This is a genomic window from Fulvivirga sedimenti (assembly GCF_020328055.1).
Genome location: NZ_JAIXNE010000003.1, coordinates 34,019 through 54,405, shown reverse-complemented (window position 1 = coordinate 54,405; position 20,387 = coordinate 34,019). Strand labels below are relative to the sequence as shown.

General features: G+C 45.4%; 19 protein-coding genes. 15 read left to right on the top strand and 4 right to left on the bottom strand.

Annotated features, from left to right (window positions below; genetic code table 11):
- Positions 1-2: 2 nt before the first annotated feature.
- Positions 3-872 carry a substrate-binding domain-containing protein gene (locus LDX50_RS12510; protein ID WP_225697631.1) on the bottom strand — a complete coding sequence of 290 codons (870 nt, stop codon included), beginning with the start codon at positions 870-872 and terminating at the stop codon, positions 3-5.
- A 293-nt stretch (positions 873-1,165) separates the two neighbouring features.
- On the opposite strand from LDX50_RS12510, the gene LDX50_RS12505 reads away from it, so the two are divergent.
- The 4 genes from LDX50_RS12505 (at position 1,166) to LDX50_RS12490 (ending at position 6,090) form a co-directional block, all read left to right on the top strand.
- Positions 1,166-2,863, top strand: a complete 1,698-nt coding sequence (locus tag LDX50_RS12505; RefSeq protein WP_225697630.1) for a DEAD/DEAH box helicase — start codon at positions 1,166-1,168, stop codon at positions 2,861-2,863.
- Positions 2,864-2,921: 58 nt separating this feature from the next.
- Entirely contained in the window at positions 2,922-3,158 is a 237-nt protein-coding gene (locus tag LDX50_RS12500; protein ID WP_225697629.1) for a cold-shock protein, read from the top strand.
- A 366-nt stretch (positions 3,159-3,524) separates the two neighbouring features.
- On the top strand, positions 3,525-4,787 hold the full coding sequence (fucP, locus tag LDX50_RS12495) for an L-fucose:H+ symporter permease (protein ID WP_225697628.1): 1,263 nt from the start codon (positions 3,525-3,527) through the stop codon (positions 4,785-4,787).
- A gap of 97 nt (positions 4,788-4,884) precedes the next feature.
- Positions 4,885-6,090: a molybdopterin molybdotransferase MoeA gene (locus LDX50_RS12490; protein WP_225697627.1), complete on the top strand. Its 1,206-nt coding sequence runs from the start codon at positions 4,885-4,887 to the stop codon at positions 6,088-6,090.
- Here LDX50_RS12490 and LDX50_RS12485 read toward each other — a convergent pair whose 3' ends face one another.
- Positions 6,091-7,107 carry an XdhC family protein gene (locus LDX50_RS12485; protein WP_225697626.1) on the bottom strand — a complete coding sequence of 339 codons (1,017 nt, stop codon included), beginning with the start codon at positions 7,105-7,107 and terminating at the stop codon, positions 6,091-6,093. It lies immediately after the preceding gene.
- Positions 7,108-7,284: 177 nt separating this feature from the next.
- Between LDX50_RS12485 and LDX50_RS12480 the strand changes: the two genes are divergently transcribed.
- The 10 genes from LDX50_RS12480 to LDX50_RS12435 all read left to right on the top strand — a co-directional run bounded on the left by LDX50_RS12480 (position 7,285) and on the right by LDX50_RS12435 (position 16,498).
- Complete coding sequence (locus tag LDX50_RS12480; protein ID WP_225697625.1) at positions 7,285-7,620, top strand: hypothetical protein; 336 nt, start codon at positions 7,285-7,287, stop codon at positions 7,618-7,620.
- Positions 7,608-7,880, top strand: a complete 273-nt coding sequence (locus LDX50_RS12475; RefSeq protein WP_225697624.1) for a MoaD/ThiS family protein — start codon at positions 7,608-7,610, stop codon at positions 7,878-7,880. The genes LDX50_RS12480 and LDX50_RS12475 overlap by 13 nt, the downstream gene beginning before the upstream one ends.
- Complete coding sequence (locus LDX50_RS12470) at positions 7,877-8,956, top strand: WD40/YVTN/BNR-like repeat-containing protein (protein WP_225697623.1); 1,080 nt, start codon at positions 7,877-7,879, stop codon at positions 8,954-8,956. Before LDX50_RS12475 ends, LDX50_RS12470 begins: the two co-directional genes overlap by 4 nt.
- A 149-nt stretch (positions 8,957-9,105) precedes the next feature.
- Positions 9,106-9,975: an FAD binding domain-containing protein gene (locus LDX50_RS12465; protein WP_225697622.1), complete on the top strand. Its 870-nt coding sequence runs from the start codon at positions 9,106-9,108 to the stop codon at positions 9,973-9,975.
- An 11-nt stretch (positions 9,976-9,986) separates the two neighbouring features.
- Entirely contained in the window at positions 9,987-10,493 is a 507-nt protein-coding gene (locus LDX50_RS12460; protein WP_225697621.1) for a (2Fe-2S)-binding protein, read from the top strand.
- 21 nt (positions 10,494-10,514) lie between these two features.
- Complete coding sequence (locus tag LDX50_RS12455; protein ID WP_225697620.1) at positions 10,515-12,908, top strand: aerobic carbon-monoxide dehydrogenase large subunit; 2,394 nt, start codon at positions 10,515-10,517, stop codon at positions 12,906-12,908.
- Between the two features lie 53 nt (positions 12,909-12,961).
- Positions 12,962-13,492, top strand: a complete 531-nt coding sequence (locus LDX50_RS12450) for an SRPBCC family protein (protein WP_225697619.1) — start codon at positions 12,962-12,964, stop codon at positions 13,490-13,492.
- A gap of 5 nt (positions 13,493-13,497) precedes the next feature.
- Positions 13,498-14,379 carry an AAA family ATPase gene (locus tag LDX50_RS12445; RefSeq protein ID WP_225697618.1) on the top strand — a complete coding sequence of 294 codons (882 nt, stop codon included), beginning with the start codon at positions 13,498-13,500 and terminating at the stop codon, positions 14,377-14,379.
- A gap of 3 nt (positions 14,380-14,382) precedes the next feature.
- Positions 14,383-15,534: a vWA domain-containing protein gene (locus LDX50_RS12440; protein WP_225697617.1), complete on the top strand. Its 1,152-nt coding sequence runs from the start codon at positions 14,383-14,385 to the stop codon at positions 15,532-15,534.
- Positions 15,527-16,498 (top strand): XdhC family protein, encoded by a 972-nt coding sequence (locus LDX50_RS12435; RefSeq protein WP_225697616.1) that lies wholly within the window; start codon positions 15,527-15,529, stop codon positions 16,496-16,498. Before LDX50_RS12440 ends, LDX50_RS12435 begins: the two co-directional genes overlap by 8 nt.
- Before the next feature lie 127 nt (positions 16,499-16,625).
- Here the strand turns inward: LDX50_RS12435 and LDX50_RS12430 are convergent, their stop codons facing one another.
- Complete coding sequence (locus tag LDX50_RS12430) at positions 16,626-17,315, bottom strand: sulfotransferase family protein (protein WP_225697615.1); 690 nt, start codon at positions 17,313-17,315, stop codon at positions 16,626-16,628.
- Between the two features lie 209 nt (positions 17,316-17,524).
- Between LDX50_RS12430 and LDX50_RS12425 the strand changes: the two genes are divergently transcribed.
- The gene (locus tag LDX50_RS12425) at positions 17,525-19,114 is read left to right on the top strand and encodes an aryl-sulfate sulfotransferase (protein ID WP_225697614.1); all 1,590 of its coding nucleotides are present in this window, start codon (positions 17,525-17,527) and stop codon (positions 19,112-19,114) included.
- On the opposite strand, the gene LDX50_RS12420 is transcribed toward LDX50_RS12425, so the two are convergent.
- Positions 19,115-20,284 (bottom strand): MFS transporter, encoded by a 1,170-nt coding sequence (locus LDX50_RS12420; protein ID WP_225697613.1) that lies wholly within the window; start codon positions 20,282-20,284, stop codon positions 19,115-19,117. It abuts the gene before it with no gap.
- Between the last annotated feature and the right edge of the window lie 103 nt (positions 20,285-20,387).

Sequence of the window (20,387 nt, the reverse complement as noted above, 5' to 3'; positions counted from 1 at the left end):
ATTCAATCATTTTTTCTCTTCCAGACCAGGTCTGCTGTATCGCCACTATCGGCAATGATGCCAGCCTGAAGAAGGGTGTAAAGAACGCTTTTGAGCATTTTATTACTTACCCATGAATTGGTGTACCATTCTGTCGCATGGAACCAATGACGCGCATCCATGGGTTGTATGCCATATTCACGGGATATCAGATCCGGCGCATCGCTGCGTGACATAAAATCATCACATTCCTGATGAATGATGCGCAGGATGGAATCCAGGATTTCCGGATGCGAATCAATGATGCGATTGGTCGCCATGATCATGAAGCAGGGCCAGGGAGTGACAAATTCATCAATCCGATTTAGTTGCTTTCTCTCTACATAGGGTTTCGTTGTATATTTCTCCCAATAGAAAATGTCACTTTCATCATTCTGAAGGGATGAAATAGCACCATCGATGTCATTCACTATAATAAAGTGATCCTGTTTGATTTTCTTACCCTCGATCAGTCCGTGAACGATCGGCATCAGGTGTGACCCTGATCCAAACCGACTGATGGCGAAGCGTTTTCCGAAGAGATCTGATCGTGGTATGGCTTGTTTTTCGGGTGCGGTATGTATTCCCCAGATAAGCGGTGATTGAACATAACCCGAAATAATCCGGGAAGGATTCCCCTTTACAATATCAGCGATCGCACCTTCTGTGAGGACCATACAGATATCACATTCGTCGTTACGCAGTGACTGCGTCATTTGCCCGGTTCCGCCCGGATAGGAGATCCATTGAACATCAATTCCCATATTTCGGAATTTACCCGAATTAATGGCGTGATGCCATGGATAATTGAAGTGTTCCGGAACACCCCCGATACGAACTCTTGTAAGTGTCATTCCGCTTGATTTAAGACCAAATTACAAAATGCTGGAAAATAACCGGATAATTTAAGGATGAGAAAAAATTTGACGCAACCATTTGGGTGAAAGACGCGGTATAGATAAAAAAGCACTCGATGAATAACCCATCGATTTCCCGGATCCCGGCTTGCACAGGCCGGGATTCTTCTTTTTAGGGACCACAAACAGCCTCCATTCCATTTAAAGCCTTATTCCCTTACAATTATTTGAATTTCAATAGTAATAACGCTGCATCTCCGTACCTTTGTAGCTCATTTAACACCTATTTATTGAATAAATTTAAAAAATTAGGACTCTCGAAAAACGTTCTGGACGTCCTTGAAGATCTTGGGTTTGACACCCCAACCCCCGTACAAGAACAAGCAATTCCAATTTTATTACAGAATGATCCTACGAATTTTATTGGACTCGCACAAACGGGTACCGGTAAAACAGCTGCATTTGGTTTGCCCCTGATAGATCTGATCGACAACGAAAATAAAGCAACACAGGCCCTGATCATGGCTCCCACAAGGGAACTGGGGCAGCAAACAGCAAAACAACTTTCCGATTTCTCTGCCAATAACAGACTATTGAATATCGAAGTGGTTTATGGCGGCGCCGCCATCACCAACCAGATAAAGGCTTTGCGTAAACCCACACAAATTCTGGTTGCCACACCAGGACGTCTCCTGGACCTCATAAAGCGCCGGGCCGTTAATCTCGAGCACGTTCGGTACGTAGTGCTCGATGAAGCCGATGAAATGCTTAATATGGGTTTCAAGGAAGATATCGACGAGATCCTTTCACATACGCGGGAAGAACGTGTCACATGGCTTTTCTCTGCCACTATGCCACGGGAAATACGTCGTATTGTGAAAAAATATATGGTGAACCCCAAAGAGGTTTCCATTAATGCTGAGGAAAAGAGCAACAAAGATATCGCCCACAAATATGTGGTAACAAAAACTTCGAACAAGATACCGGCATTACGCCGCTTTCTTGATATGCAGCCTGACATGCGCGGTATAATGTTCTGCAGAACCAAGCGTGAAACACAACAGATCGCTGATGACCTGGGCAATATGGGATATGGGGTGGAAGCACTTCACGGAGACCTTTCCCAGGCCCAGCGGGATGCGGTTATGAAACGCTTTAAGACCCGGTCAATGCAATTACTTATAGCCACCGACGTTGCGGCGAGGGGTATCGATGTGAATGATCTCACACATGTGATCCATCATACATTGCCGGATCAGCTGGAGAGCTACACACACCGAAGCGGTCGTACCGGCCGTGCTGGGAAGAAAGGGATTTCACTGGCATTCATCAATGCCCGTGAAGGACGCAAGATCAAGGAACTTGAAAAAACGATTAACATAACCTTCGAGAAGATAGAGGTTCCGGCACTGGACGAAATGAAAATCAGCCGCATCAATCACTGGGCTGATCTGATCATCAATACAAAAGTAGATGACCAGGCAGAAATTATTCTGGCTAAATTACACGGACAATTTGCACATTTAAGCAAAGAGGATATATTAAAGAGACTGATTACCACACAGCTTGATCATCTGATCACGCAGGAGGGGGAGACTTCAGACCTGAACGAGCAATTCGGGGAGAAAAAGGAAACCCGGTCATCAAATGGATTCCATCGATATTTTATCAATGTGGGCTCTATAGATGGCATCACAAAGGGTGACCTTCTTCATTTTCTTTCGGATATTTCAGATATACCCCGAAAGCACTTTGGGGAATTATCGTTGCAAAAGAACTGCGCGTTTTTTGATATTGAAGAATCAAAGTCACAGGGCTTGAGCGAAAAATTCGAAGGGATTGAAGTGGAAGGCCGAAACATACGGGTTAACCGTGATGAACAGGGTGGACGAAAGCCTGAGGGCGGTAGGAGCCGCGGCAAGAAAGAAGGTAACAGCAACCGGAGAGTAAAGAAGGGCAGCCGCCGTTTAGCCCGGGGAAGACGCTAACGGGCACATCCCGCAGAGACGGGATGTTCTTCAATTTTTAATTTAAACTAAAACTATTTTGGGTAGAAAAAATTTCAATTCATTCCTTAAGAAGCAAAAAGCTGAACAGAAGCGAAAAAAGAAAGCTGAAAAGATGCAAAAGAAGGAGGACCGCAAGGACCAGGCGCCGGCGGATCTCGATGATATGATCGCATACGTAGACGAATTTGGAAATATTACTTCAGAGCCGCCGGAAGATGCTGATGAAGTGAGTAAAGAAGATTTCAGGGAAGAAGATCAGGACGATAAGGACTGATCTTCCGGTTGGTAAGCTATAGAAGTCTTACCAACTTAATTTTTTAAAATAGCTCCGTTATTGAATAACTTCCTGAAGTTTCAGGCATAGCCATATTCCTTGATGCCATTAAACCGGAGTGCAGGCACCAGGCTAATCTGTATTTTTCAAAACCTGCAAGAACCGCATAGCCCCATTCCAGGTAAGAATAGGTTATGTCTGTATAATCCGCATAAAACTTAACCTGAAGTGAGGGGGTCTCTCATCCCTCAAATTAGCCATAAATTTCATAAAACATTGATTATTAGCCTTTAATGATTACTATTTAAATTATTTGTTTGGCTGAAAAAATTAATCGATTTTAGGATTCCTTTAAGCTCTGAACTTATGACAAGGAAGTCCGTATCCAGTGCATATCTCTTCCCCTTTATTCTTGTTACTTCCATGTTTTTTGCGTGGGGTGTGGCGAATAACATGACGGATACATTGTTGTCTGCCTTCAAGCGGATCATGAGTATGACCGATTTTCAGACCTCCTGGATTCAGCTGGCGTTTTATGGTTCCTATTTCTGCCTGGCACTTCCGGCAGCAATTCTTATTCGGCGCTTCAGCTTCAAAACCGGAATTCTCGTAGGCCTCGGACTTTTTATCCTGGGCTCGCTGTTATTCTATCCGGCTAGTCAGACCATGGTTTACGGACATTTTCTGGCAGCGCTGTTTGTGCTGGCGGGCGGACTATCATTTCTTGAGACCACTGCCAATCCCTATATCCTGGCAATGGGGGATGAGGCTACAAGTATACAGCGCCTTAATCTTGCCCAGTCGTTCAACCCCATTGGTTCAATCACCGGAGTATTACTGAGTAAATTTTTTATACTCGATCAATTAAATGTAGCCGATTCCGGGACCCGTTCCACATTGAGTGCAGATGAACTCGCAAGCATTCAACAAGCTGAATTAGGAGCGGTTATGGGACCGTATGTTGGCGTAGCAGGGGTTCTGTTCCTGCTCTGGTTGCTCATCTATTTTACCAATATGCCGAAGGCGTCAGAATCAGACGGAAATGTAAATGTAAGCGCTACACTGGCACGTCTTTTCCGGAAGCGGAATTACCGAAATGGCGTAATGGCTCAGTTTTTCTACATGGGTGCACAGATCGGCATATGGTCTTTTACCATACGCTATGCCATGCAGGAATTGAATATTGATGAGTCCGACGCATCCTCATACTACCTTTCTGCACTCGTGTTATTCACCGTTTCCAGATTTGTGTTCACAGGTTTACTGAAACGTTATTCAGCCGGATCACTGCTGGCCACGGCTGCTTTCGGAGGAGCTGTCTTTTTGTTGGTATCGATTATTGGAGGCGGATTAACGGGGGTTATCGCACTGGTAGCGATTTCGGCGAGTTTGTCACTCATGTTTCCTACGATATTCGGACTGGCATTGCTTGGTGTTGGCAATGATCAGAAAATGGCAGGGTCGGGTTTGATCATGGCTATGCTCGGAGGGGCGCTATTGCCCGCGGTTCAGGGTTTCCTTTCCGATGAATTATCCTCTATCCAGATCTCATTCATGGTGCCTCTCATCTGTCTGCTTGCAGTGGGTATATACGGCCTTTCCAACAGATCAGTTAACAGGCCGGCCTGATACACTATTTTAACAGCATGGGGGTCTTTAGTTGTGCAGATTTTTAGCCTGTGGATTGTTCATTGTGTATATTCACGAAAATTGATCTGAAGCTAATATGGAAAATCTCATAACCGTTGAAGACGCACTAAATCTTGTACTTCAGCATACCAGGGACTTTGGCACTGAATCTGTCGAACTGGAAAATGCCCTCGGCCGTATCCTCAGAGACGAAATCGTGGCTGACCGTGATTTTCCTCCTTATAACCGCGTAACGATGGATGGTATAGCCATTTCACATGCGGCCTTTAAAAAAGGGCAGCGCACTTTTCTGATTGAAGGAGTAGCAGCAGCGGGTGATAAGCAGCATGAATTGCGGGACTCAAGCGCGTGCCTGGAGGTAATGACCGGGGCGGTGATGCCCAGAAATGCAGATGCAGTTATTCGCTATGAAGATGTATTCATCGACGGGCGTCAGGCAACCATCGAGGTGCCGGCAGTTACGAAACATCAGAATATACATATGAAAGGGGAGGACCGTACAGCCGGATCCTGCATCATTACCCCCGGAGTAAAGATATCTTCTCCCGAAATTGGTGTCTGTGCCACAGTTGGGAAGTCAACGGTACGCGTGAGCCGGTTTCCTAAAACGATCATCATATCTACGGGAGATGAACTGGTAGATATCCATGAAGTGCCGGAACCTCATCAAATTCGAAGAAGCAATGTATACCGACTGAAAACGGTGCTTTCCTATTTCGGGGTACCCGTTGAAACCGCTCACCTGAAAGATGATGAAAGTGAAATTTCTGAAGCACTTGATCAATATCTCAAGTCATATGACCTGATTCTGATCAGTGGGGGAGTCTCAAGAGGCAAATTTGATTTTCTCCCCGCAGCACTGGAAGTGGCTGGTGTAAAAAAACTTTTCCATAAGATTAAACAGCGCCCGGGAAAACCGTTCTGGTTTGGTGTACATGACCGCGCCACCGTATTTGCCTTTCCCGGCAATCCGGTTTCTTCTTTTATGTGTATGCAGCAGTATTTTAAGCCCTGGCTTCAAAAGTGTCTGCATCAGCAGATTCCGCCGCAGCCCAGGGCGATGCTTACTGAAGATGTCCATTTCAAACCTGATCTTACCTATTTTCTGGAAGTGAAAATTTCCTATTCAGAAAATGCCGAACTGTTGGCTACGCCGGTAAAAGGTAACGGCTCGGGAGACCTGGCCAACCTCGTGGATGCAGAGGCATTTATCGTATTGCCTTCAGGAAAAGACCTGTTCCAGCAGGGTGAAGTGTATCCCCTGATCTTTTACCGGGAGTAATTACAGGTATTTGTTTTTCTCTGAGATGATCTGCCCCATAACCGAGAGCGCAATCTCACGTGCAGATTTTGCATGAATGGGCAATCCGATCGGCGCATGTATTTTTTCTATTAATTCGTCGCTCATCCCTTTATCCTTTAAGCGGCGAATACGCTTTTCATGTGTTTTCCGGCTTCCGAGTGCACCAATATAGGCGGTTTCGGAAGGCAGGAGAACCTGCAATGCGTCATCATCGATTTTAGGGTCATGCGATAGAATTGCGGCAAACGTATATGCGTCCAGGGTAAAATCTTTGAGCACTTCCGATGGATAGGCTTTGATAAGATGCCCGGGTGCATCATTGAATGTTGTGTGATCGGCAAAGAAACCACGCGGGTCAATAACTACCGTATCAAAATCATACATATTGCCCAGTGTGATCAGATCAACGGTGATATGGGCAGCTCCAATGATAAGAAGCTGGCTCTTTCGCGGAAACAACTGTATAAAGTAGTGCGTATCCCCATGGGTAAAGGTCTTGTGGATACGTTTTGAATAAGCATCACGGGCTTCATTGAGAATTTCATCAGTAAGGAATTCACCTAGAACCTGACCGTCTTCAAGGATCAGGGTATTGGATGATTCACCTTCGTCGAGGGATGTGACCAGGATGGCCGACTTATTGGCTTCGACACTTTTAATAAGCTCAGGCCAAATACCATCAGAAAAATCAACGGTCTGCAAATACACCTGTATACTTCCTCCACAGGATAAACCTACCGACCAAGCATCTTCGTCTGAAACTCCATACTTCAGCGGAACATCGGTTTTGGTAGGAATCACTTCCAGGGCTTTCTTTACCACGGCACCTTCGACACAACCCCCGCTCACCGAGCCGGAGATGTTACCCTCCGGATCTATAAACATCAGTGAACCAGCGGGTCTGGGTGAAGACCCCCATGTTTGAACTACCCGGGCCATCGCTACAATTTTATGAGCGGCGCTCCATTCTTTAATTTTTTCAATATATTCCCTCATATAATTCAAAACTATCTATAATTTATTTTGTTATAGTATCGTTTTTAAAAATATTCCATGGATAGCAAGTGTACAACATGCAAAACCAAAACAAACAGAAAGGCAAATTTCCTTTCAGGCTCTTCTGTTTTGAGTACGCTTCTTGTTATCATAATTCCTAAATGTCCCATCTGCATCATGGCATATGCCAGTGCGGTCACCATGTGCGGCGGCTCGGATATGTATTTTACTGAGAACAACTGGGTGTCCTACATTCCCATCGTACTCGGGATTGCCATCGTGGCAATGCTTTTCATGAACTTTAAAGGACGGCAGACCTGGGCTGCATTTATTGTAGCCTTTACCGGTTTTGTACTGATTACACTTACCCATCAGTTAATTATTCCCTCAGAGTATTATACTGCCGGAAGTATACTCTTTATTCTGGCGATCTGGATAAATGGCAGCTTTTCATCTTTTACGGCAACGGTTAAAGGATTTTTTCAAAAGACATTTGCATCGTGGCAACAGTAAAATTCACTTCCGCATTGAATCGCTTTTTTCCCGATCTGAAGGAACTTCAGGTAGAGGCCGGCAATGTAAGCGATGTGATTACCAAAGCAGAAGAGATCTATCCCGGCATCAGAGCCTACTTGCTGGAAGAAGACGGAAGCCTCCGCAAGCATGTGAATATCTTTATTGATGAAGATCTTATTCATGACCGTAATAAGCTCTCCGATCCGGTCAGACCAGCCAATGAAGTATTAATATTTCAAGCGCTGTCGGGCGGATGAGTTATGCGCTCATAGGAACTGCAAAGGGCCTGGTAGTCCTGGATCTGGACGGCCCGAAACTCGAAGCAATTTACTTCAAGGGATTTTCCATCACCATGCTGCATATTGATTCACGTGATCAGCGATGGTGGGTGGGCATTTCACACAAACATTGGGGGCAAAAGCTTCATTATTCTGAAGATTTTGGAAATACGTGGCATGAAACACCTACACCGGTTTTTGAGGATGCCACGATGCCCGATGGCAGCCGCGCCAGGGTTCGTCAGTTATGGTGTATGGCAAATGCAAATACCGACAAGCCAGGAAATATCTGGGTGGGAACAGATCCCGGTGCTTTATTTGAGAGCGACGATAATGGAAAGTCTTTCCAGCTTGTGACAGGCTTGTGGAATCATCCCAGCCGAAATAATCCCGGGCAGTGGTTCGGTGCCGGCAGTGATCACCCCTTTATTCATTCCATTGTAGTTGACCCGTTGAACAGCGACCATGTGTATATCGCCATCAGCTGTGCGGGTGTTTTCGAAACTACGGATGGCGGAAAGTCATGGGAAGCACGCAATTCCGGTCTGGTGGCAGCATACCTTCCAAATCCGCATGTGGAGATTGGCCATGATCCGCATCTTCTGCTGCAGCATCCTGTAGACCGGAATGTGCTCTGGCAACAGAATCATTGCGGCATTTATGTGAGCAGGGATTCCGGTGCAAGCTGGAATGATGTTTCAGGCAAAGACGGAATGCCCTATTACGGATTCGCCATTGCGATAGACGATGAAGATCCGGCCCGGGCCTGGGTGATTCCTGTGGAAAGCGATGAGCAACGTGTCGCTCCTGAATTGCAGTTAAAAGTGTACCAGACTTCTGACTATGGCAGCAGCTGGCAGGAGATGAATGACGGTCTTCCTGAACCGCCGGTATTTGATATTGTACTTCGGCATGCCTTCGCTAAAAATGGCCGGAATATGCTCTTCGGAACAACCAATGGCAATTTATATTTCAGCGATTCAGGAAGTCCCGAATGGAAGCTGATTATGGCAAATCTTACAAAGGTAAATACTGTAAAAATTGGAATAAAATGAGTAAATTCTGTCAGAATGAAAATAAACCACAGAAACAGGAATTATTTTTAAAAAAATCAAAACAATACACGGATTTATCAGTTTAAACTTATATTAATGTGTAGAATGAACACGATAACGCATTATAAAATTCTAACCACAATTAAATTATGATCCCAGCATCCTTTGATTATTCAGCGCCTTCAACACTGGATGAAGCACTGAAGCTTCTCAACGAGTTAGGTGATGAAGCAAAAATCCTGGCGGGTGGGCACAGCCTGATCCCCATGATGAAGTTACGGTTCGCGGAACCGGAACATTTAGTAGACCTGAATAATATTCCAGGTCTATCGTATGTACGCATTGAAGATGATTATCTGAAAATTGGTGCGATGACGCGTGAAGTTGAATTGGAGGAGTCACACCATGTGATAGATCATTTTCAAATCTTTAAAGACGCAACCAAGCTGATTGCCGATCCCCAGGTCCGTAACTTCGGAACCATAGGAGGTAATCTAGCCCATGGTGATGCGGCAAATGACCATCCCGCACTTATGATCGCATTAAATGCAGAAGTTGAAATCACCGGGTTAGAAGGGAAAAGAACAGTGGGGATCGATGATTTTTTCTATGGCTTCTATGCGACAGCAGTTCAGGACGGAGAGATTTTGACAGAGATTCGCATTCCGTTGCCTGAAGGCAAATATGGAAATGCCTATCATAAGACGGAACGAAAGGTTGGTGATTACGCGACAGGAGGTGTGGCAGTACAGATCGTTCTTGATGACAATGGTGTTTGCACAAGTGCTGGCATCGGACTTACCAATGTAAACCCGACACCACTGCGTGCAAAGCGTTCCGAAGAAGCACTGGTAGGAACCACCGTTGATGCGGATGCCATTGAAAAAGCCGCACAATATGCTTCTGAAGACTGTAATCCATCTACCGACCTTCGGGGTGATGAAGATTACAAGAGACGGATCATCAAAGTCTTAACGAAACGAATGATAACCAAAGCGCTGGAAAGGGCGCAGAGCTAAACCAAGTTACCATGAAGAAAGAAATCACTTTAAAAATCAATGGAGCTGAATATACCTCCGAAATTGAGCCCAGAACACTGCTTGTTCATTTTATCCGGGAAAATGCCAGCCTTACCGGTACGCATATCGGATGTGACACCTCAAGCTGCGGCGCCTGTACAATCCTGATAGACGGCAAATCCGCCAAGTCCTGTACGATACTGGCAATCCAGGCAGTAGGTAAGGAGATCATGACAGTTGAAGGAATGGCAACAGCCGACGGTCCGCATCCCTTGCAGGAAGGATTCAAGGAAAATCACGGTCTGCACTGCGGATTCTGTACGCCGGGAATGATGCTGCGCGCCAAAGAGCTGCTCGAAAAAAATCCTAACCCGACGGAAGAAGAAATCCGATGGGGTATTTCCGGAAATCTATGCAGATGCACCGGTTATAATAATATTGTGAAGGCCATTATATATGCGGGAGCCAAGATGAGAGGAGAGGAATTGCCTTCTACAGAACCTGAATTTATTGATTAACGAACTCAAACCAACGCATAGATGATACAATGTAAAACATCGAAGGAAATCAGTGGCATGGGCCACTCGATGAAGCGAAAGGAAGACGACCGGTTCGTGCACGGAAAAGGACATTATGTTGATGATGTCAAACTACCCGGCACACTGTACATGGATATTGTACGCAGTCCGTACGCTTACGCAAAGATCAAAAATATCGACACCACGGAGGCCATGAAGGTACCGGGCGTTCTTGCCGTAGTTACGGGCAGGGACCTGGAAAAATATAACCTGCACTGGATGCCAACCCTGATGTCGGATACACAAATGGTACTTCCTACGGATACCGTTATGTACCAGGCACAGGAAGTGGCAGCGGTTATCGCTACTACCAAATACGGCGCTCGTGACGGACGTGAAGCAGTTCGCGTGGAATATGAGCCCATGAAAGCCGTTGTAGATCCATATAAGGCACTTGAGCCTGATGCCCCTGTATTGCGGACAGATAAAGAAGGAAAAAAAGACAATCATATCTGGCATTGGGAAGTAGGGCAGAAAGAAGAAACAGAAAAGATCTTCAATGAGGCAGAGGTTGTAGTAAAAGAGCAGATGCACATTCCCCGAATTCATGTTTCGTCGATCGAGACGTGCGGATGTGTTGCAGACTATGACAAGATCAACAATCACCTGACCATGTACATGACCACCCAGGCACCGCACGCAATCCGTACGGTAATTGCACTGGTGGCAGGACATGTTGGTTTAACTGAGGAAAAGATCCGCGTGATATCACCTGATATCGGAGGTGGATTTGGAGGTAAGGTTCCTGTGTATCCTGGTTACGTGATTGCTATTGCTGCTTCATTCCTGATTGGAAAACCGGTTAAATGGATTGAAGACCGCAGTGAAAACCTGCAGGCAGATTCATTTGCCCGTGATTACCATATTACAGCAGAGATGGCCGGAACCAAGGACGGTAAGATCCTCGCGACCCGCATGAAAGTACTGGCAGATCATGGATACACAGATGCCTCGGCAAATCCTTCGAAATTCCCTACCGGAATGTTCTCGATCGGAACCGGGTCATATGATTATCCGCATGCATTTATGGAAGCTGATGCAGTCTACACCAACAAACCCCCGGGGGGAGTTGCTTACCGTTGTTCATTCCGTGTAACGGAAGCGGTGCACGCCATCGAACGTATTACCGACAGGTATGCGCTTGAAATTGGTAAGGACCCCGCGGCTGTACGTTTCCAGAATTTCATTCAGAAAGATCAGTTCCCATACCATTCGCCAACCGGCTGGGAATATGATAGCGGAGATTACGTGCAGGGACTTGAGAAAGCCATGAAAGCGGTCGACTATGACGGTCTTCGAAAAGAGCAGGCTGAGAAGCGTAAGAAAGGTGAGCTAATGGGAATCGGACTGTCAACCTTTACTGAAATTGTAGGTGCCGGTCCATCGAAGGATTTCGATATCCTGGGTATCAAGATGTTCGATAGCGCAGAGATCAGGGTACACCCAACTGGTAAAGCGATCGCACGCTTCGGAACAAAGTCACAGGGACAGGGTCATGAAACCACCTACGCCCAGATCATTGCCGAGGAACTGGGAATTCCTGCAAGCAATATCCAGGTTGAAGAAGGTGATACAGATACTGCACCGTACGGACTTGGAACCTATGCGAGCCGCAGTACGCCAACGGCAGGAGCTGCCGCAGCGATTGCTGCCCGAAAGCTTCGCGACAAAGCGCGAAAGATCGCAGCATATCTGTTGGAGGTAAGCGAGGATGACCTTGAATGGGAAACCGGAAAATTCTATGTGAAAGGCATGAAGGATGTGCCTGAGAAATCCAAGACCATTCAGGAGATTGTTTTCGCAGCATATACGAATCACCCTCAGGGGATGGAAGCAGGATTTGAAGCAACTCACTACTATGATCCTCCGAATCTTACTTTCCCGTCTGGTGCATATATCTGCGTTGTGGATATTGACCCTGAAACCTTCGAGATCAAGGTGAGACGCTTTGTGGCGATCGATGACGCCGGAAACATCATTAATCCGATGGTAGCCCAGGGACAGGTTCATGGCGGACTCACCCAGGGACTCGCTCCGGCGATGTACGAAGAGCTCATTTATGACGAGGATGGAAACATTCTGAATGGTACCTTCATGGATTACCTGGTTCCTACTGCTGTGGAATCTCCCAGCTGGGAAACAGGCCATACGGTAACTCCGTCTCCTCATCATCCGATAGGAGCTAAGGGTATTGGTGAATCACCAACTGTAGGTGCACCTCCGGCGATTGCAAATGCGATTGTGGATGCACTTAAGCCATATGGAATTACTCATCTTGATATTCCGATTACCCCTTACAAGATCTTTAAGGCCTTGAAGGAAAAAGGAGTGCTTGATAAGAAAATTTCAGAATAGTAAACAAGTATGAGGTGCCGGTATTCAACCGGCACCTTTCAAACAAAATAATTATGGAAGCTACAATCACAAAGAATTTCAAACTCGAAGAACCTATTGAAAAAGTATGGGCAGGTTTGAGCAACCCAATGGCTATTTCAGGATGTGTTCCGGGGGCCTCAATCACTGAACAAATAGATGATAACAACTACAAGGGAGAAGTTAGTCTCAAGTTCGGTCCGGTGAAATCAAAGTATGACGGACAAATCACCATCGAGAAAATGGATAACGCCAATCATACTATGGTTCTGAAAGGCAAAGGCCTGGATTCCAAAGGAAAAGGCAGTGCTGATATGACAATGAATGGAGGTGCCAAGGAAGTTGAAGGTGGTACTGAAGTGGATTTTGAAATGATTGTTAACATTCAGGGAACGCTTGCCCAGTTTGGTTCCAGACTTATCAATGACGTTTCTGCGCAGCTGATGAACCAGTTTGTAGATAACTTCAAACATATGCTGGCAGGCGAAGAATTCAATAACGAGCTTAAAGCAGGTTCCATGATGGGATCTGTAATTAAAGGGTTTTTCAAGAAAGGCGATAGCTGAGCAAGATGATAGCAGACATTCAGGCATTCATTGATCGGTTTAACCAGCTTGGATACATTGTAGAAGAAGAACTGGCAACGGTTCTTCTTTTGATGTTGAAGCTGGAGAAACCATTATTACTGGAAGGACCTCCGGGAGTTGGGAAGACCGAGGCGGCCCATATCATCGCCTCATACCTGGAAACAGACCTTATACGTTTACAGTGTTATGAGGGACTCGATGTGAATACTGCCATTTACGAATGGAACTACCAGAAGCAGTTGCTTTCCATAAAGATCAATGAAAATTCCGCTTTGTCGGCTACCGAAAAGGAAGCTCATATATTCGGCGAGGATTTCCTGTTAAAAAGACCTCTTCTGCAGGCCATAACACGAACTGATAAGGCACCCGTGCTTTTGATTGATGAGATTGACCGGGCAGATGAGGAGTTCGAAGCATTCCTGCTTGAATTGTTATCTGATTTTCAGATTTCTATCCCGGAAATGGGAACCATCAAAGCAACCCACAAGCCCATTGTCCTGTTAACCTCCAACAGGACGCGGGAACTCAGCGATGCCCTGAAGAGGCGTTGTTTGTATCACTGGATTGAATATCCGGAGTTTGAGAAGGAGATCAATATTTTGCGCAAAAAATATCCGTCCATTAGCAGTGATATCGCTGAAATGCTCGTGAAATACGTTCACGCACTTCGCGAATTGAAATTGCAAAAAACACCCGGAATTGCAGAAACACTCGACTGGGCTCACAGCTTAATTGCGCTGCATTCAGATACATTCACCGCTGAATATATTGAAAAGACTATCGGTTGCGTATTAAAGTCTGAATCAGATATTCAATTACTCAAATCAAGAGGAATAGAAAATTTACTGGAAGATGTAAACACCTGAGTGATGGCTGTAAATCACTATTCTAATTTTGACACGATCGATCAGGCCGTTGTCGGTTTCTGCAAGCTTTGCAGGGAAAGTGGTTTACATGTAGGCCTTAACCATGGTCATGAAGCATTGGAGGCTGCTCACAACGGGTTCATCGCAGATACTGATACGCTTTATTACAGTCTCAAGGCATTATTTTGCTCAAAGCAGGAAGATTACCCCATATTCGACAGGTGCTTTAAAATCTTCTGGCGAAAGGGCAAGCATGAATACGCCCACAAGGTCACAAATAAAAGTCAGTCCAATGTTGTAAAAAAAACCAACGCCTCCCTTGTCATGGCAGGATTCAATCCGAATGGCTCGGATAAGAAAAAAGAGGATGAGGAAGATGCCAAAAGTGTTAGTGGCGCCAGTAAAATAGACACCATTAAGCAGACTGATTTTCGTCTCATTTCATCTGTAGACGCACCCATTCTGGACGAAATCATATCACAGCTCATGCGCCAGCTGAACCATCGGCTTAAACGAAAGATGGAAGCGCGCAAAAAGGGAAAAATAGACATGCGCCGGACCATCCGTGAAAACATGTCGAACGGCGATGTTTTATTGCGCCTTGCAAGAAGAAACAGAAAGGAAGAAAAGTTCCGCATCATCCTTTTGATGGATGTAAGTGGAAGTATGGATAAATATTCGTTTTTTCTGCTCCGTTTCATCTGGTCTTTAAAATCCAGGCTAAAGCATATCGAGGCATTTGTTTTCAGCACACGCTTAGTGCGGATTACTGATTATCTGCATGAGCATGAATTGGAAGAAACGCTGTGGGAGATGAGTCAGCACGCGAATAACTGGTCTGGCGGCACAAAAATCGGGGCGTGCCTTGAAGCATTCAACGAACGATATAGTAAGCGTATATTGAATGGAAAAAGCGTTACAATTGTTTTAAGTGACGGGCTGGATGACGGGAATCCGGAACTATTGAAAGGTGAACTACGGAAAATTAAAATGCGTACAACAAAACTGGTCTGGCTGAATCCCCTTAAAGGGCACGAGGGATATGAACCCCTGGCAGGCGGAATGAATGCCGCGCTGTCGGAGCTGGATGTGTTTTCATCTGCCCACAATCTGGAAAGTCTACAGGAACTCGAAAATATACTGTCAAATGTTTAAGCAAACGTTATTAAAGGAAATTGAGCTGGCCCAAAAGCAGCAGAAAGCTGCAGCCATTGCTCAGGTTGTGCGAAGAGAGGCACCTACTTCAGGAAAGCCTGGAGATAAGGCGCTCATTACGGCAGACGGTCAGGTACATGGCTGGATTGGCGGCGGATGTACTAAAGGTATTGTAATCAAGGAAGCCGTAGAAGCCATTCGTGAACAAACTCCGAGACTGGTGCGAATTCAAAATGGCATGCAAACACCGGAACAAAGCGGTGTAAAAAATTATGGAATGACCTGCATGAGCGGCGGGGCTGTTGAAGTTTATATTGAACCCATTATGACCGTAACTGAAATCATCATTTTTGGAAGATCACATATTGCCAAGGCGCTGTCGGAGATAGGCAGTGCTGCTGGATTTAGCGTATCTGTTGTTTCTGATGTGGCAGAAAAGGAAATGTTTCCAATGGCACAGAACATTATGTCGCTTGAAGATTTTCTTTCAGCGAATATGCCAGCCATCCAGGCCTATGCGGTGGTTTGCACCCAGGGTGAGGATGACGCGCGGCATTTGGAAACTGCCATCCATGCTAATCCAAAATACCTGGCATTCGTTTCAAGCCGTAAAAAGGCCAATTCAATTTTTATGGGACTGAAGCGGTCCGGCATATCACATGATCAGCTCGTGAAAATTCAAACACCTGCAGGCCTGGACATTAATGCCAAAACCCCCGAGGAAGTGGCGATTTCCATTTTAGCTCAAATTATTCAGCATAAGTATGCCGGGGCAGGCGAAAGTACTTCCAATCTGGATGAAATGGAATTAACCGAAGACCTTTACATTAATCCTGTCTGTAAAATTCCGGTTCAGAAAAGTACGGCTAAATATGTGCTCGAATATGAAGGGGAGAAGGTTTATTTCTGCTGTGACGGCTGCAAAGAATCCTTTGAAAAAAATCCGGCTGCCTATATGGTATAAATAAGGCGTAACCGGATTTCTTTATTGTTGTCTGCCTGTTCTCCTGTGATCAACGTCATTGAACGAATTCAGGCGGTTTCCGAAAGGGGATTTACATTTCCCGAGTTATTGAATTAGTTATCACGGTTTATTCCTCATGAACCATTTCACCTTTCATGAGCTTCTGTACCATTTCCTTGAAGTTCTCTTTTTTATTTGCGTGAGGAATAGGTTCATCGATCATTGGCTTGTCAAGAAATTCACATAAGGGTCCATACCCTTCGGTTATTTCATAAATCAACAACTTATCTGCAGGAACATTTTTTTTCACATCTTCAATGTGCCGGTTAAATACCTCTTCGGCATACTGCTTATCATCAAAACGACCATTGAATTCTTTTTGAAAAAACATGCGCTTGAAAAATCCGATAGAATTTTTCACTCCTCTCAAACGGGCACTGAATGGTAATTTGCTTAGCATACCCAGTTTTTCGCCAATGGTTTGAGGTCCGGCGTTACGAACAGTGGCATTTACACTCTGATACCATTTTTCAAATGGACGAACGGTAAGAATTACCTTGGCATCCGGATATTTCGCCATAAATTCCTTGTAAAACGGGTAACCGGGAAAATCAACGGTTGAGTCATACCCATTAAATAATCCATCATAATCCGTTGTTCGTTTGCTTTCAAGGTCAAGCCAGTAATGCAGATTTTCCGGCGCTACCAGCAGTTCTTTCATGTGGTAGCACTTCTCATATCCGAGCTTTTCCAGGGCAATTTTCAGCGAAGAGGTTCCGGTGCGGGGAAAGCCGGCACCAATAATTTTGATTGACATAGTTAGGGTTTGGTTGGTTAGGGTTGATATAATAATATTTGGCATAAACGCCATATATACCCTGATAATAATATTTTTTATTCTAAAATCTATATTTTTTAGTATATTATTTTGAACCAGGACTATATCGAATCATTAATCAATTAATATCTTTTAATTATTCATGTACCGATTAATCCTCTGAACTAACCTAACTACCAACCAACTTCATGAAAAAATTTCTAACCAGTGTTACCTGTGCATTCCTGGCAATTCTCCTGATGCAATGTAACAATGCCACCACCGAACCGGTGAGTTCCGGTGAAGAGAGCGACACGACCAAATATGATCAAAACATGTTTGGTCATTTTATTCCACGCGGACTGATCACTAAAAAGGAAAACCTCACGGACGGCTATGCAATGTTCGCAGTAGCGAATTCTCCGTCCGTTTACCTGGTGAACAGGGACGGACAGGTTGTCCACGAGTGGAAGGGCAATTATTTTGTATTGAGTCCGTATTTATTGCCAGATGGCTCCATCATGACCAATGCCAGTGATCCCGATTTCCCGGTATTCGCCGGAGGCGGAGAGATGGGACGTATACAAAAGATCTCCTGGGATGGTGAAATGCTGTGGGATTTTGAATATGCTACTGAAGAATATCTTCATCATCATGATATAGCAGTCATGCCCAATGGGAATGTCTTAGCCATTGCATGGACCGCCAAAACCGCCGAAGAAGCAATAGCAGCCGGAAGGAAACCGGAGTTTACCCCTGAAGCAGGATTATGGCCGGATAAGATCATTGAGATCAAGCCTACCGACCGGACACACGGGGAAATTGTATGGGAATGGCATGTGTGGGATCATATGATCCAGGATTATGATCCTTCGAAGAAAAACTATGGTAATCCTGCCGAACACCCGGAACTTCTGGACATCAATGCAAGCGGCGAAGAACCCAATGTGATTACGGCGGATAGTCTGAAAGTACTTCGTAAAATGGAAAGGGTGCGAAGAAATACCACTGTTGAAAATGATGGCTCAGACGTATATCATTTCAATGCGATTAATTATAACGCGGAACTTGACCAGATCATTTTCAGTTCTCCAAATCTTTCGGAAGTATTTATCATTGACCACAGTACGACCACTGAGGAAGCCGCAGGACATACGGGCGGTAAAATGGGGAAAGGCGGCGATTTCCTTTATCGCTGGGGTAATCCGGAGAATTATCAGCGGGGTGACTCAACCGACAGACGCCTTTATCATCAGCATGATGTAAGGTGGGTTGAAAAAGGATATCCCGGTGATGGCAACATCACTGTGTACAATAATGATATTCCTTCAAACCGAAAAGACAGTCTTCACTATTCGGCTATTTATGAAATCACACCGCCTGTTGATAATCAGGGTAATTATGTGCTCGGAGAAAATGGAAGGTTCGGTCCGGCACAGCCTTCCTGGGTATATGTCGCTCCGGACACAGTTTCATTCTTCGGCGGATTTATCTCCGGAGCTCACAGAATGCCCAATGGCAACACATTCATCAATGAAGGTCCGCGTGCCCGATTCATGGAAGTCACAGCGCAGGGTGACCTGCTGTGGGAATATCTGAGCCCGTATCGTGGGAAAATAACAAAGAGCAACGGCGACCCTGTTAACCCCATGCCGATGACGCACAGTACATTCAGATCGACATTTATATCGGCCGATGATCCGGGCCTGCAAGGCAGGGAGCTCAAGCCGCTGGATCCGCAGCCGGAGACATTTGTTATGCCAAAGCCTCCGAAAGAAGAGAAGGAAAAAGAGGGCTGATCACTGTACCGCGGGCTTTCGGGAGGATGATATCTGCATCAAAAGGAAAAAGACAGATATGACCAGCAGAGCGATGGCAGCAAAATAAAAGGTATTTGAAATGGAATAACTCCTGGAAACAGGTAACAGCAGGATGGGGGAGAGAAATTGGCCAAGGAACCAGAACGTGGTTAATCTGCCGATCTCTCTCCCTCTTATTTCTACCGGTGCAATCCGCATCACCCAGATATTTGTATTGGGGATCATCATTCCCATTCCAAGACCCGCCAGCATCATGGCCAGTGTGACCATCAGATAGGACTCGGCCATTGCGACGATGACAAAAGCCGCAGCCATGAGCAGGTATCCTGCGGCAAATATGGAGTAGAAACTAAATTTATCTTTCATCCGTGAATACGAAAATGAGGAAACGGCAGAAAACAGCGTACTTAATGCAATGGCGGCACCCACCATTGAATTGCTATCTATGCCAATCTCAACCATCTGAAAAGGTACCTGGACCGGTATCATGAAGAACAGAATCCACATTACCATCACATTGACAAACAGCAGCCAGATGATACCCGGTGATTTCTTGCGAACTTCGCCCGGCACAGGTCTCGGAGCACGTTCAGGTTCATAAAGGTATTTCAGGGCCAGTGGCAGAACGACCAGCGAGAACAAATAGAGAAGAAAAGGATACCGCCAGTTAATATCTGCCAAAACTCCTCCAAGACCGATAAAAAGGATACCTCCCAATGACATGAACGCTACCTGAATACCCACAAATTTCTGCCGGGCAGGTCCTTCGAAATAATCAGCCACCAGTGTATTCACCACTGTCATGGATACACCTACAGCCACACCAAGCAAAGCACGGGTCGCCAGTAAAACATACAGATCATCCAGGAAGAATCCTGAAACCCCGGCCACGGCATACAATACCATGGAAACATAAAGAAGTTTCAGCCTTCCGTACCGATCGATTAATTGTCCGGCAATGGGTGAAATCGTAGCAATGAACAATGCCGGAAGGGTAAGTACCATCTTTACGAGGAATTCCGCATTCGGGATATCCTTAAAGGCTTCCGACATCTGTGGAAGGGCTGGCGAAATGGTAACCATCGACATAATGGTAAGGCTGCTAACGAGTAAAACTGTAAGCTTCAGGGCTTTGGGTTGTTCGGTCATGGGAAATATATCATCGGAGAATTCCCTAGTTAGTAAATATTTCTCAGAGCTCCTAAAGCAGTCTGAAGCAATCATCAGCCAAATATTCTGGCAGTCAATAGTC

Excerpts from the sequence above, each read along its gene's own strand:
- LDX50_RS12510 (WP_225697631.1), bottom strand. The coding sequence starts at position 872 with ATGACACTTACAAGAGTTCGTATCGGGGGTGTTCCGGAACACTTCAAT.
- fucP (WP_225697628.1), top strand. The coding sequence starts at position 3,525 with ATGACAAGGAAGTCCGTATCCAGTGCATATCTCTTCCCCTTTATTCTT.
- LDX50_RS12490 (WP_225697627.1), top strand. The coding sequence starts at position 4,885 with ATGGAAAATCTCATAACCGTTGAAGACGCACTAAATCTTGTACTTCAG.
- LDX50_RS12485 (WP_225697626.1), bottom strand. The coding sequence starts at position 7,107 with ATGAGGGAATATATTGAAAAAATTAAAGAATGGAGCGCCGCTCATAAA.
- LDX50_RS12480 (WP_225697625.1), top strand. The coding sequence starts at position 7,285 with ATGGCATATGCCAGTGCGGTCACCATGTGCGGCGGCTCGGATATGTAT.
- LDX50_RS12470 (WP_225697623.1), top strand. The coding sequence starts at position 7,877 with ATGAGTTATGCGCTCATAGGAACTGCAAAGGGCCTGGTAGTCCTGGAT.
- LDX50_RS12465 (WP_225697622.1), top strand. The coding sequence starts at position 9,106 with ATGATCCCAGCATCCTTTGATTATTCAGCGCCTTCAACACTGGATGAA.
- LDX50_RS12460 (WP_225697621.1), top strand. The coding sequence starts at position 9,987 with ATGAAGAAAGAAATCACTTTAAAAATCAATGGAGCTGAATATACCTCC.
- LDX50_RS12455 (WP_225697620.1), top strand. The coding sequence starts at position 10,515 with ATGATACAATGTAAAACATCGAAGGAAATCAGTGGCATGGGCCACTCG.
- LDX50_RS12450 (WP_225697619.1), top strand. The coding sequence starts at position 12,962 with ATGGAAGCTACAATCACAAAGAATTTCAAACTCGAAGAACCTATTGAA.
- LDX50_RS12445 (WP_225697618.1), top strand. The coding sequence starts at position 13,498 with ATGATAGCAGACATTCAGGCATTCATTGATCGGTTTAACCAGCTTGGA.
- LDX50_RS12440 (WP_225697617.1), top strand. The coding sequence starts at position 14,383 with ATGGCTGTAAATCACTATTCTAATTTTGACACGATCGATCAGGCCGTT.
- LDX50_RS12435 (WP_225697616.1), top strand. The coding sequence starts at position 15,527 with ATGTTTAAGCAAACGTTATTAAAGGAAATTGAGCTGGCCCAAAAGCAG.
- LDX50_RS12430 (WP_225697615.1), bottom strand. The coding sequence starts at position 17,315 with ATGTCAATCAAAATTATTGGTGCCGGCTTTCCCCGCACCGGAACCTCT.
- LDX50_RS12425 (WP_225697614.1), top strand. The coding sequence starts at position 17,525 with ATGAAAAAATTTCTAACCAGTGTTACCTGTGCATTCCTGGCAATTCTC.
- LDX50_RS12420 (WP_225697613.1), bottom strand. The coding sequence starts at position 20,284 with ATGACCGAACAACCCAAAGCCCTGAAGCTTACAGTTTTACTCGTTAGC.